The 14,408-nt window shown below is 31.4% G+C and carries 10 protein-coding genes and 1 pseudogene; all 11 read right to left on the reverse strand.

The genetic code is table 11. From position 1 onward, the window contains the following. Window positions 1-386: 386 nt before the first annotated feature. Window positions 387-1,283 (reverse strand): LCP family protein, encoded by an 897-nt coding sequence (locus BUB63_RS05665; RefSeq protein ID WP_073248365.1) that lies wholly within the window; start codon window positions 1,281-1,283, stop codon window positions 387-389. 166 nt (window positions 1,284-1,449) lie between these two features. Further along, the gene (locus BUB63_RS05670) at window positions 1,450-1,956 is read right to left on the reverse strand and encodes an RNA polymerase sigma factor (RefSeq protein ID WP_073248368.1); all 507 of its coding nucleotides are present in this window, start codon (window positions 1,954-1,956) and stop codon (window positions 1,450-1,452) included. 247 nt (window positions 1,957-2,203) lie between these two features. Beyond that, window positions 2,204-4,573, reverse strand: coding sequence for an Ig-like domain-containing protein (locus tag BUB63_RS13215; protein ID WP_084106553.1), 2,370 nt, complete (start codon window positions 4,571-4,573; stop codon window positions 2,204-2,206). A 39-nt stretch (window positions 4,574-4,612) separates the two neighbouring features. Further along, window positions 4,613-5,626, reverse strand: a complete 1,014-nt coding sequence (gene galE, locus BUB63_RS05685) for a UDP-glucose 4-epimerase GalE (protein ID WP_073248370.1) — start codon at window positions 5,624-5,626, stop codon at window positions 4,613-4,615. A gap of 54 nt (window positions 5,627-5,680) precedes the next feature. After that, the gene (locus BUB63_RS05690; RefSeq protein ID WP_073248372.1) at window positions 5,681-6,526 is read right to left on the reverse strand and encodes a hypothetical protein; all 846 of its coding nucleotides are present in this window, start codon (window positions 6,524-6,526) and stop codon (window positions 5,681-5,683) included. A gap of 445 nt (window positions 6,527-6,971) precedes the next feature. Then, window positions 6,972-7,868, reverse strand: a complete 897-nt coding sequence (gene galU / locus BUB63_RS05695) for a UTP--glucose-1-phosphate uridylyltransferase GalU (protein WP_073248374.1) — start codon at window positions 7,866-7,868, stop codon at window positions 6,972-6,974. A gap of 304 nt (window positions 7,869-8,172) precedes the next feature. Beyond that, window positions 8,173-9,876: a phospho-sugar mutase gene (locus BUB63_RS05700; RefSeq protein ID WP_073248376.1), complete on the reverse strand. Its 1,704-nt coding sequence runs from the start codon at window positions 9,874-9,876 to the stop codon at window positions 8,173-8,175. A gap of 163 nt (window positions 9,877-10,039) precedes the next feature. Beyond that, a complete protein-coding gene (murJ, locus tag BUB63_RS05705; RefSeq protein WP_073248378.1) occupies window positions 10,040-11,560 on the reverse strand; it encodes a murein biosynthesis integral membrane protein MurJ in 1,521 nt (506 codons plus the stop codon). An 11-nt stretch (window positions 11,561-11,571) separates the two neighbouring features. After that, window positions 11,572-12,219, reverse strand: a pseudogene (locus tag BUB63_RS05710) (nucleotide sugar dehydrogenase); the annotation flags it as partial. 318 nt (window positions 12,220-12,537) lie between these two features. Next, window positions 12,538-13,278 (reverse strand): N-acetyltransferase, encoded by a 741-nt coding sequence (locus BUB63_RS05715; protein ID WP_073248380.1) that lies wholly within the window; start codon window positions 13,276-13,278, stop codon window positions 12,538-12,540. 24 nt (window positions 13,279-13,302) lie between these two features. Beyond that, entirely contained in the window at window positions 13,303-14,406 is a 1,104-nt protein-coding gene (locus BUB63_RS05720; RefSeq protein WP_073248382.1) for a Gfo/Idh/MocA family protein, read from the reverse strand. Between the last annotated feature and the right edge of the window lie 2 nt (window positions 14,407-14,408).

Genomic DNA, 14,408 nt, shown 5'->3' on the forward strand with positions numbered 1-14,408 from the left:
ATAGTTGAAGTTTCAATTTGAGGATTTATTCTTCCATCTTTTAACCCCTTGATTTTTTCTCCAAGATGGTATACCTTAGAGAAGTAGGTGAGCATTTGTTTTAAATAACGCTTGTTCATCTCAAAACATCCTTTCTATTAGGTTTGTAGCAAAATTCATTATAGAAAGGATGTTTTCATTTTTAAACCCTAAATTTTTTCCAGTAAAAATCGGAATTTACATATTTCAATTATTATTCATCTAAACCATTACATATCAAGGGGCTACGCCCTATTTATTTTTTAATCTGCGAAACTTCTGAGCCAATTTATATTTGTTTTTTCTCATCACAAATATTATATATTTTACTAAAAAAGTATGGCATATTTTTGCCATACTTTAAAATACTAATTATTATATATAAATTGTCTTAGTTTGTTTTTATTTTCCTCAATATTAGGAACAAGAACTGCCATACCTCTGATTTTTTGACTTTTAAAGGTACCATCTACCGGCAATCTATACTCCTCAATTGAATCTACCTTAAATCCGTAAATTTCCTTAGCAAGGGAAATTATTTGTGTATTAGACATACTCGTCTGTACATTGGGAAGCAATGTTTCTATGGTGCTTACAACTTGGTTTAAACTCAAACTACTTAGGTTTTTAAAAACTTCATTTATAACTCTTCTCTGTCTCTCTGTTCTTTCATAGTCTCCATGGCCATAATAACGTAATCTCGAATAAGCCAATGCTTGTTCACCATTTAATATTTGTAATCCCTCATTTAAACCTAATGCCTTTGCTTCATAGGATTTAATTTCTATCTGAACACCACCTAATTTATCTATTACATCCTTTAACCCCCAAAAATTAATTGTAACAAAATCCCTAATATCTAATCCAAAATTTGAATTGATTGTTTTTATAGCAAGAGCAGGTCCTCCATATGCATAAGCATGATTTAATCTATCCCCTCCGCGTCCTGGTATATCAACGTACATATCTCTCATTAATGATGTCATCTTTAGTTTTTTATTCTTTTTATCTATAGTTAGTACAATCATACTATCAGATCTACTTCTTTCCTTTACACTTCTTGCATCAAGGCCAAACAAAGCTATATTTATTATTTCATTTTCATTAATCTTATCCTCTGTTTTTATTCCAAGCTCCTCATCACTTTTTGGCAGTTCTACCCTATCCATCTTATTCATTTTACTCTCAATATAATACATACCCATAGATACACCAAAAGTTATTATAATTACTACCCCCATCACTATTTTCCATATCTTTTTCATAACCTTACCTCCATTAACTTATGTATATTTATATATCTATAAGATTATAGTTATATATTTAATACCATCATATTTTAAAATTTTATCACATATATTTAAAAATTCAAAGTAGAAATTTGTAAAAATAATTACAAGTATATCAATATCTGGTTGGTTTGATAGGTAATCATTTTTTTAACATATTTTTTCTCAACTTTTCAACTGCCCTCTCCTTCAATCTTACAATTGAGTTGTAATGGCACCTTTTTTTCCTTGCAATCTCAGCCATACTCTTCCCATTAAAATAATACTCCTCTATTATCTCCCTCTGCTTCTTATTTAAACAGTTTAATTCTCTATATAACTTTTTTATATCCTCCTCTTTAACATATTCCTCCTCAAGGCATATATCATCTGGTATTAAATCATATAAGCACCCACCATCCTCAAGCTCTTCATCTAAACTTATATTTTCCCTTATCTTCTTTGAAAAGGCCTTTACAGAATAAATAACCGCACACTTTATATAGGCATTAAAATCTCCCTTCTTTTCGTCATATCCTCTTAAAACTTTAATGATAGATAGTGCCGCCTCCTGGTATGCATCCTCATAGTAATTTTTATCGTGTATATACATCCTTATAGCCCTCTTTATAAGCGGTTCATACTTTTTAATTACCATATACTCATCCATATTAACCCCTCCAAAATTATTTCCGGCCGGTTGAGTATATGGTAAAATACATAATATTTATTTTCCAAAACGTAAAGAACAAAAAACAAAAATTATTACGCAAAAAAACGAGCGTAATAACTGCAAAATATGCATTATTACGCTCATTTTTTTGTTTATTGTTATCTAAATATATAGCATTTGTAATTGTAATATATATTGACTATCAATTATAAGTTAAAATCACTTCACAATCCTAAAGCCTTAACTATTTAACATACACTTTACAGCTCCTCTTATATCCCCCATCCTTTGTGCTTACAGTTACTACTGCAGTTCCTTTATCTACCGCATAAACTTTACCATAGGCATCAACCTTTACTACTTTTGAATTACTTGTTGTCCATACCACATTTTTATTTGTTGCATTGCTTGGAAGAACTGTTGCAACTAATTTATACCCACTTACTCTTTTTAATGTTAAAGTTGATTTATTTAATTTAACGCCCTGTACTTTTATAGGTGCCTTAACAGTTACTGTACATTTTGCTGTAAAACCACCATCTACAGTTTTTGCTGTTATCACTGCTGTACCTGTTCCTACTGTCGCAACTTTTCCATATTTATCAACTACTGCAACCTTTGTGTTGCTGCTACTCCATATTACTCCTTTATTTGTTGCATTGCTTGGTGCTACTGTTGCATATAAATTAAAACCTTCACCTTTATATACCGTCTTATTCGTCATATTTAATTTTATTCCTGTAACTTTAACATCAGATTTTGTGGTAAACTGTGTTTGTGCATATAAACCAACATAAGAATAGTAATATGGTATAACCTTTAAGGTATAACTTGTTGAACTTTTAAGCCCTGTTATTATTTCATCTAATATACCAACATTAATATAGCTTAAATTGATCGTAGATACATCATAGGTTTTTTCCTTAACACCTGTTTGAACATTAAAAACCTCAATTCTAAATTTTGTAGCATAATGGTTTTCTTCGCTTACAATATCAAAATTAACACTATTATTTGAGGTAATAACATTTTCTATTCTTGGTTTTAACAACATCTTGTCTTCTTCTTTTATATCTAAAGTCTTTACCTCTGTTGTTTTTTTAGTATATTTATATCCATCATTGTTTACACCTGTAACTTCAATTTTATACTTTTTATTTGGAACAAGATTATTAACCTTTGCTGGATAATCCTTTATATTTGTTCCTGAAATATAAAGCCTTATGCGATCAACCTTTTCATTTGTTTCAGAATCATAAACAGTTATTTCAACATAATCTAAACTTTTAGTGCCTTCATAATTGACTTTCAGGTCAATACTTCTATAAGTAGTATTGCTAACAACAAAATCAAGTTTTACAGGATTTATTTTGGTTTTTTCTCCATACAAATTGTATGCAGATAAAGTCCATCCCCAATCAAGTTTTGAAATTGAGCCATAGCTCTCATAATCGTGATAATAATATGTAAGCCAATTCGAATCGTTATAATCAGAGATTATGTGCTCACTTGATGGGAAATCCTGTATAAATTCTCTAAGATTGATTGTTTTTTCCCATTCTCTCTTTTCAGCATTATATTTCGGTTCTGGATGAGTTGTTGGATCCATTGGTAACCAACCGATATTAGGGAAATATACCTCAACCCAAGCGTGATAATCTCCAGACACTTCAACTGGCGTATAGTAAGTTGAAAGGTTTTCAATATTTCTAAAACCAACAACCTCTCTTGCAGGTATCTTTTGTACTCTCAAAAGAGCAATTAATAATTTTGCGTAGTCTTCACATACACCTTTTAAATTATCGATTGCTGATTTTGCACCTCTATTACCATAGGCAAAATCATACTCCATTGAAAATTGAATCCACTCATATGCCTTTAAAATTTTATCATATACATTAGTTTGTGAATCAAGCAATTCATGGCTTTTATCAATTATTGGTTGATAGCTTGTTTCAATTTTAGGTTCTTCACTAATATATCTTTCGTATTGACTAAAATCTGAATAATCAGGATTTTGCTTTAATACATTTATATCATAAAAATGGGGGGTTGCAATTTCAAACTTTTGTACAATTGTTAGTCTATATTTTTGGTTTGCCTGAACAAATGGAATTCTTACTGCTATTTTTCTATCTCCATTTTCATCTACTAAAAATTCATACTCCTCGATGTCTTTATTGGTTATATACACATCTAATTCAAATTGATGGATTGAATCAATTTCATTACCTATATCAATAATTACTATAAAATCTTTAGCCGGTTTATTATTAGTATTAAATTCTACATATGTTTCTAAATATCTTTCTTCTCTGTTTCTTAATTCATAATAAGGATTAGACAAAAGCCTTTGATACTGTTCTACCTTTTTTCGTGTATATTCCTTTGGTGTATATCTTTTATAATTTTTTAACTCATTTTCAATTTCATCCTTATCTTTTGCTTCTACAATCTTTATTTCATTGTTTGATGATGGCTGTTTTTTGACAGTAACTACATTTACCATTTGTTTTGTACTATTATCTATTGTATTTGCCAAGACATTGTTGAAGTTTATAAATAAAAACACAAACGTAATAAAAAATGCTACTATTCTTTTTTTCTTAAACATTTGAATCCTCCATCCACGTAAAAAATAAAAAAATTTTAACTATTCCTCATACCCATTTGGATTGTTGCTCTGCCATCTCCATGCATCCCTGCACATATCCTCTAAATTCTTTTCTGCAATCCATCTAAGCTCCCTATTTGCCTTTGATGGATCCGCAAAACACTTTGCAACATCCCCAGGCCTTCTTTCAACTATCCTATAAGGCACCCTTTTACCCGTTACCTTCTCAAATGTATGAACTAAATCTAAAACACTATATCCCTTTCCTGTACCTAAGTTATATGCCTCAACACCTTTAAAAACCATAACCTTTTCTAAAGCCTTTACGTGTCCTTTTGCCAAATCAACAACATGTATATAGTCTCTAACTCCTGTTCCATCATGTGTATCATAGTCATTTCCAAATACCCTAAGTTCCTTTAACTTTCCTACTGCAACCTGTGTTACATATGGCATTAAGTTATTTGGTATACCGTTTGGATCTTCTCCAATAAGTCCACTCTCGTGTGCTCCTATTGGGTTAAAATATCTTAATAAAACTATGCTCCACTCATTATCTGATATATATAAATCCCTTAAAATCTCTTCAATAAACAATTTTGTTCTTCCATAAGGATTTGTTGCACTAAGCGGAAAATCTTCTGTTATCGGAACCCTTTCTACATTACCATATACAGTTGCTGATGAACTAAATATAAGCCTTTTTACTCCATATTTTTTCATAACTTCACATAAAATAATGGTACCTGTTATATTATTATGGTAATATTTTAAAGGCACTTGAACTGACTCTCCAACCGCCTTTAATCCTGCAAAGTGAATAACGGCATCTACTTTGTTTTCTTTAAATATATTCTCTAAACCTTCTTTGTCAAGCAAATCAACATTATAAAACTTTAGCCTTTTACCTGTTATTTTTTCTACCCTTTTTAAAGATTCTTCTTTACTATTTGATAGGTTGTCTACCACAATTACCTCATAGCCTAAATTTAATAGTTCAACACACGTATGGCTACCTATATAGCCTGCACCACCAGTCACTAAAATTGACATCCTTTCATCCTCCTGTAAAAAATTTTAAGATATAAATCTATTAATTCCTTAACTCTATCTTGTTTTATATATTCTATATACATAATAAATAGGAATACTTATTATCAGAAATACAAGCCCAATATTTGCAATATAAAGGCTAAAACTATTTAGCAATTCATACAATGCATTTTTAATTAAAACCTCATCTATATTTATTAAACTAAAATACCTTGTATAATACAATGTATAAAAAGGAACAGCCAAAAGCATACCAGTAATAAAAAGCTCCAAGGATAATATTTTAAACCCATTGTAATTTGTCATAAAAAATAGGATAGACAAACCTGCTAATAAAATAAAAATATAAAAGTTTAAATTCCTGTAGAGGTTGCTTATAATATCCCTTGCCCATAAAAATACTCCATTCTTCTCAAGTTTTGAAAAAACATCTAAATTAATCTTCTCTTCAACCACACTATTTAGTTCACTTCCTAACTTCTCTAAAACCTTTATCTCTTTATCGCTTAAGGTCTTCCCCTCTTTTTTATAATAATCATCTGTCTTGTTTATAAGCTCCTTATCTAAGCTTAGGCTTATCCTTGGTATCTCACCTTCTGTTTTAGTTAAATAATCTATAAACCCGTATATTAGCCTGTTTACATTTGCTTCCACAAAGGCCTCATCGACATATTCCTCCGCCTTAAATCCCCGTATCTTCTTTTCCTCTATAAAATTCTTTAATTCCTTTGAAGCCTCTTCCCCAACAAGTTTATATACACCATTTTTCTTTAAAACATCAAAATACACCTTCTCATTAAGAAGCCTATTTCTAACAAAAAAGCTAAACACAATAGAAAGTAAATCAATGAATAAAATAAAACTTAGCAGGACCACAACAACCTTCTTCAAATACCTCATAAAACCACCTTTTCACATTAATTATAATATAATAAATATCATACCCTACGTTAGTGCCACCCTATTAGTAATGCTATAATATTATCTTATTTTTCTCATTTTTGCTTATATCTCTATCTTACTTAATCCTAAAGGAAATAAACAAAGTCTCCAAATCTAACATTAATTCCACAAAGAGCTCCGAAAAAATGATACCTTAAAAATTGTCACCACTATGTATAGCGTATAAATGATAATTTGTGCTACTATATATAGTATACTTTTAAAAATGATTTGATTTTTTCGGAGGTCTCCCACCCTAATGACAATTTGACAAAGTCGCAACTCCTACATTAGTGCCACCCTGGTGATAATGTGACAAAGTCGCAAACTCCTATGTTAGTGCCACCCTGGTGATAATGTGATAAAGTCGTAAGACTTTTCACATTTCACTTGGGTGGCACTCTTACTCCGCTGCAACCTCAAAATTTTTCTCATACGCACCAACAACATCCCTTAAATACCTATAAAACTCATCCTTCAAATCTTCCCTCTTTAATGCATATTCAACTGTTGCCTGAAGGAAACCAAGCTTATCCCCCACATCATATCTTCTTCCCTTAAATGTATATGCATACATAGCCTCTCTGTTTAAAAGCTCCTTAAGGGCATCTGTTAGCTGAATCTCTCCACCCTTACCTGGGCGAGTATGCTCTAAAATCTCAAATATCTGTGGAGTTATAATATATCTTCCAAGAATTGCAACATTACTTGGTGCCTGCTCCTTACTTGGCTTCTCCACAAGGTCCTTAACCTTATACACACCATCCTCAATATGCATTCCCTTAACTATTCCATACTTATTTACATCTGACATCGGTACCTGCTGAACACCAAGTATTGTTGTCTTATACTCATTAAACACATCAATTAGTTGCTTTAGACATGGAACCTCTGCATCAACAACATCATCACCAAGCATTACTGCAAAGGGTTCATTTCCTACGAACGTCTTTGCACATAGTATTGCGTGCCCAAGACCCTTTGGCTCCTTTTGTCTTACATAGTGTATTTGAACCATATTTGATATATCCTGTACCATCTTTAAAAGGTCATCCTTCTTCTTTTCCTTAAGCTCAAGCTCAAGCTCTACAGATTTATCAAAATGGTCCTCTATTGCCCTTTTGTTACGTCCTGTAATAATTAATATTTCCTCAATTCCAGCCGCAACAGCCTCCTCTATTATGTACTGTATTGTTGGCTTATCAACGATTGGAAGCATCTCCTTTGGCTGTGCCTTTGTAGCTGGTAAAAATCTTGTTCCAAGCCCTGCGGCTGGAATTATTGCCTTTCTAACTTTCATAAAAATACCCCCTACACTTTTCATTTGTTTACCATTAAAATGCCTTAATATAATATATACCGTTCTTTTTTAAACATTACAGCAATATTTGTATTTTAACATAATTTTAAGAAATTATAAAGTAGTCAAATAAAATTCTCCCCAAAAACTATGCCACCCTGGTGATAATGTGACAAAAACGCAAAAAGCTTTAGTCCCACCCTAATGACAATGCGATAAAGTCGCAAAAGTTTAAGTGCCACCCTGGTGACAATGTGATAAAGTCGTAAGACTTTTCACATTTCACTTGGGTGGCACTTTTTTGTTATTCCGCCATCTTCAATATCTCTTCCTTAAACCTCTTTATATTCTCCTCTGCCTTCTCTAAAGTCTCTCCCTTTGTCATAAAATAGAACTTAATCTTTGGCTCTGTTCCTGATGGTCTTGCAGTAATCACACTACCATCCTCTAAAACAAGCTGAATTACATTTGACTTTGGAAGGTTTATTACAGTTTCTTCTCCACTTACTACATTCTTGCTTACACTCATCTTGTAATCCTTAACAAGCTCAACATCAAATCCTGCAACCTTCTTTGGAGGGTTGTTTCTTAAATCCTCCATTATCTTCTTTATCTTTTCACTTCCCTCAATTCCCTTTAGAGTAATTGAAACAAGGTCTTCTCTATAGAATCCATATCTATTGTATAGCTCCATTAAGCCTTCATATAGGCTCATGCCTCTTTTTTTATAATATGCTACCATCTCAACAATTAACATTGACGCTATAACCGCATCCTTATCCCTTACAAATGTTCCAGCAAGGTATCCATAGCTCTCCTCAAATCCAAGAACGAAGCTCTTATCCCCATTTATCTCAAATTCCTTTATCTTCTCTCCTATATACTTAAATCCTGTTAAAACATCAAGTATCTCTACTCCATAGTCTTTGCATATTGCCTTTGCAAACTCTGTTGTAACGATAGTCTTTATAACCACAGGGTTTTTAGGCATTGTATTTGTTGCCTTAAGATTTTCAAGCATATAATGGGTTAAAAGTGCTCCTGTTTGGTTTCCTGTTAAAACAACGTAGTTTCCTTCGGAATTTTTTACAACAACACCAACTCTATCACAGTCTGGGTCTGTTCCTATTATTACATCCGCATCAAGCTCACGAGCCATCTCCATTGCTCTAACAAATACCTCTGACTCCTCTGGGTTTGGATATTTTACAGTTGAAAAGGCTGGGTCTGGATTTTCTTGCTCCTTTACAACATACACATTCTTATATCCAAGCTCCGCTAAGACCCTTCTTACTGGTTTGTTTCCTGTACCATGTAGTGGAGTGTATATTACCTTTACCTTATCCTTCATTTTTTCAACAATATCCTTATTTACAGTCAAGCCCTTTACAAGCTCAACATATGTATCCTCAACTTCCTTTGGCATAAAGTTGAATAATCCCTTCTCTACTGCTTCATTATATTCCATTGTCTTTATATCGCCATAATCAACATTCTTAATCTCATTTAATATCCCTTCTGCAAGCTCCTCTGTAACTTGGCCTCCATCTGACCAGTAAACCTTATATCCATTGTATTCCTTTGGATTGTGGCTTGCTGTTATAACTATTCCTGCTGTTGTATTCATATGTCTTACAGCATAGGATAGCATTGGAGTTGGCTTTAGTTCATCATATACGTATGTCTTTATTCCACTTGCATTTAAAACAAGTGCCGCTTCCCTTGCAAATACGTCACTATACTTTCTTGAATCATATGCTATTGCAACAGAAGGATTTTCTATGTTTTGCTTTAAAATGAAGTTTGCAAGACCCTGTGTTGCCTTTCTTACTGTATATACATTCATTCTGTTTGTTCCAGCACCTATTACACCTCTTAATCCTCCTGTACCAAACTCAAGTTCCTTATAGAACCTTTCCATTATCTCCTTTTCATCAAGTCCCTCAAGTTCCCTTCTTGTTTCTTCATCAAAGTCTAACCATCTTTTATACATATCCATATATTCCATAAATAAACCTCCATTCTTTCGAAATATTTTAAAAAACACTTGATAATAAATTATCACTTTTTAGAATTTTTTTCAAGAAGGAGGGGAAATTTTGTTGAAGATGTATAAAAAATTTTTGCTGCCCAAAAGGCAGCAAAATATAAAATAAACAATTTCATAGTCACTATTCTTTTCTTAAAAACCTTTGCTTCATCTTTAAAACTATTTCATCAACTTCCTTTATCTTCATAAATAAAATCACAACAAAATAAACCATTCCACCTATTATAATTGAACAAATTAATGATAAATTTTTTGAGATTACACCAACTAAAACATTGTAGCTTATCTTCGCAACTGCTCCCATAATAATAGATGCAACTGTTATTTTTATAAATGATATGCTTATATCTTTTAATCCAAATGAACCTATCTTTTTTCTTAATGATACAAATAATAGGCCTGTACACACTATAGCTGAAATACTTGTTGCAAGTGCAAGACCTGCAATTCCCATAAACTTAGATAACGTTATATTCAATATTATATTCATAATCAACGCTATTACAGCATTTATAGTTGGTGTTTTTGTATCCTTCATAGAATAAAAAGCTTTAGATAAAACTTCACGAAGTCCATACCCTATCATACCAATTGAATAGAAAAACAACGCACTTGAAGTCATTTGAACTGCCCTTTTATCAAAGGCACCACGTCCAAAAAGCATCTCAACAATAGGGGTTGAAAATACCATAGCTCCCACTGTTGAAGGAATAACAAGAAAATTTATTGCAGAAATTGATTCTGATAAAGACTTTTTCAACCCTTCATAATTATTTTCTGCAACCATCTTTGATATCAAAGGAAATATTACTGTACTAATAGATGTTACAAACAATCCCATGACAAATCCATTTAATTTATTCGCATAATTTAACGCTGAAATTCCACCCTCTGCTACTTTAGATGCAATTGTTCTATCTACCAATACATTTAATTGATTCACTGAAACACCAAGTATAGCAGGCAATGCTATGGCTAATAAGTTTTTAATATATTTATCCTTAACATTAAATATAAAAGAAAATTTATATCCCTTTTTAAAAACAAAAGGTAATATAAAAAGAAGCTGTGCTAAAAAGGCTACAACACTACCTATAGATAAATATATATTATGTGTTTTAGATGCAACAAACATAGAAAATATTATTATAATATTCATTGGAAATCCAATTAATGCTGGAATAATAAAATTATTTTTTATCTGCAAATAAGCTGAAAAAATATACACTAAACCAGAAAAATATATCCCTAAAATACTTATCCTTGTAAATTTAACTGCCAGCCTTAATGTTTCACCACTAAAACCTGTTGCAAACAATTTTACTATAGGTGTTGTAAATAATACAGTTATAACAACCAATATTGTACATAGTACAATTAAAATGTTTACTATATTATTAGTAAATTTAATTGTCTTCTCTTCACCTTCTTTGGCTTTTAAATCACTAAACATAGGAATAAACCCTGTGCTTATAGCTGTTCCAATAAAAGCAAATAAAACACCTGGTATTGTTAGCGAAATCAAATATGCATCTGTAACATTATTTGCCCCAAAGAAGTAAGATAACGAGACTTCTCGTGCGAAGCCTAAAACTTTTGAAAATATAGTAATTATCATAATTATTAATGCAGTTTTCTTCATTTAGTCACCTCTTAGTCTCTACCATATAAATCCCTTGTATATACTTTGTCTTTTACATCCTCTAATTCTTCACACATTCTATTCGCAACAATTATATCTGAAATCTTTTTAAACTCATTAAAATCTTTTATTACCCTTGAATTAAAGAACTTGTCCTCTTTTAAGACAGGTTCATATACAACAACCTCTATTCCCTTTGCCTTTATTCTCTTCATTACACCTTGTATAGCCGATTGTCTAAAGTTATCTGAGTCTGTTTTCATTGTAACTCTATATATACCTACAACCTTTGGATTTCTCTTTATTATCATTTCAGCTATATGATCTTTTCTTGTTGTATTTGCCTTTACTATTGCCTCAATTAAATTATTTGGAACATCTTGATAGTTTGCTAGAAGCTGTTTTGTATCCTTTGGTAGACAATATCCACCATATCCGAAGGATGGGTTATTATAATGGTTTCCTATTCTTGGATCTAAACAAACACCCTCTATTATTTGTTTTGTATTTAGCCCTCTCAATTCTGCATAGGTATCAAGCTCATTAAAGAAGGCTACCCTCATCGCAAGGTATGTATTTGCAAATAATTTTATAGCCTCTGCCTCTGTTGAATCTGTAAATAATACAGGAACCTCCTTTTTAATTGCTCCTTGCAGCAGTTAAAATTACAGTTAGTTCTTTACTTAATATGCCTAAAATTGATTGCATAATAAACTCCCTTTAAATTAGTCTCTTGAGAATAAATCTGTTGTATAAATTTTAACAATCTATTAAAATAATTTTATCTTGTATCTAAAAAAACTTATAATTTTACTTCATTAATAAAAAATAAAATTCTTAACTCGGCATTTAATCCAGCCAATCATTAATAATAATTAATTTCTATCATAAAAAAATTTTAATATAATACTTGGATATATAAAGTCTTATAAGGAACACTTGCCGAATCTAAGATTAAATTATTTGTAATTTCATATTTACTGATTTTTCAAAAGCTGGTCTTCTGGTACATCCTTGAAATACTTAGCGGGATTCCCAGCAACAATTTGTCTTGGATTAACATCTCTAGTTACAACTGAACCTGCAGCTACGAAACCATCTTCATGAATTACCTTGCCTGGAAGAATTGTTGCTTGAGCACCAACTCTACCACCTTTTTTAATAGTAACACCTTTGAAATGTTTATATCTTTCTTTGCTTCTTGCTGCAAAATTATCATTAGATGTAATTACACCAGGAGCAATAAACACATAATCTTCAACTTCTGAATAAGCAGTCAAATATACATTAGTTTCTAACTTGCAATTTGAACCAACTTTACAATAGTTTTCTATTGCAACTCCTCTACCAACTATTGTTTTGCTTCCAATAACAACATTCTCTCTTATAGTTGAAAGGTCTGCTACTAATGTGTTTTTACCAATTGTACATCCACAATAAATAATAACTCCTGCTCCAATTAAACAACAATCATTTATTTTGCAAGGAGGAAGTTCATTTTCATCTTTAAAAATACTATTTACTGCTCTCATAGGCTTTTTACCTATAACTGTATTATCATCAATTCTCACATTATTTCCAATAACTGAACCTTTGTGAATCACAACATTATTACCAATTATACAATTATCCCCAATTAAAACATCATCCTCAATAACTACGAATTTACCTAAGCTTACATTATTTCCTATTTTACTTTTTTCTGAAATATAATTCATAATGATACCTCCTTAACAAACAGCCTAAGGTTTTATCCTTAGGCTAACACCTTTCATATCTAAAGTTGAAAAATCTTCTAAAGGTAATTTAACTGGCATACCTGTCTTTTGTGACTTATATGCAGCTAAAATAATTTCCATTCCCTTTTTACCTTCTTCACCATTAATTAATGGCTCTCTATTATTTTTAATTGCATCAATAACATCTTTAAATAATGGAGTATGACCAAATCCGTATACTGTATCTGAATCACCCTCTTGATTTTTAATTATTTCTTCCTCTGAATCTTTTCTGTCTTCAAACCTCCATGTTTCAATCTTGTTTACAGCTAATCCACCAATAACAACTGTTCCTTTTTCTCCAAATACACTTAGCGTTTCTTCTAAATTCTTTGGAAACACACATGCACTTCCTTCAACAATTCCAATTGCTCCATTTTTAAATCTTATAACTATTGCACCAAAATCCTCAGCCTCAATATCTCTTATAAAATTACCAGTTTGAGCATATACTGTATCAACCTCTCCACCCATCATCCATTGAAGAAGGTCAATATCATGAATACATTGATTCATTAAAGTTCCACCATCTAACTCCCATGTTCCTCTCCATGGAGCTTGGCGGTAATAGTTCATATTTCTATTCCATCTTATGCTTGCCATACCATTAATTAATTTACCAAATCTATTTTCATCAATAGCCTTTCTTAACATTTGAATTGACTTGTTAAATCTATTTTGATGACAAACAGCTAATTTAACCCCATATTTTTTTGAAGTTTCAATCATTAAATTAGCATCTTTAATAGATAGTGCCATAGGTTTCTCTACTATAACATGTTTTCCTTTTTCCATACAATAGATTGCAATTTCTGGATGATATCCACTTTCTGTTGCAATTGTTACAACATCAATATCATCTTCTTCAATCATTTTTTTATAATCTGTATATATCTTTACTTCTAATCCTGTTTTATTTTCATATTCTTCTGCCTTTTCCTTTGCCTTTTCTTCTATAACATCACAGGTTGCTACTAAAACAGCATCTTCTAAATTATTCACTAATCCTTCTACATGCTTATATGAAATTCTTCCACAACCGATGATAGCAAACTTTAGCTTATCCATTG

It is taken from the genome of Caloramator proteoclasticus DSM 10124 (assembly GCF_900129265.1).
GTDB lineage: Bacteria > Bacillota > Clostridia > Clostridiales > Caloramatoraceae > Thermobrachium > Thermobrachium proteoclasticum.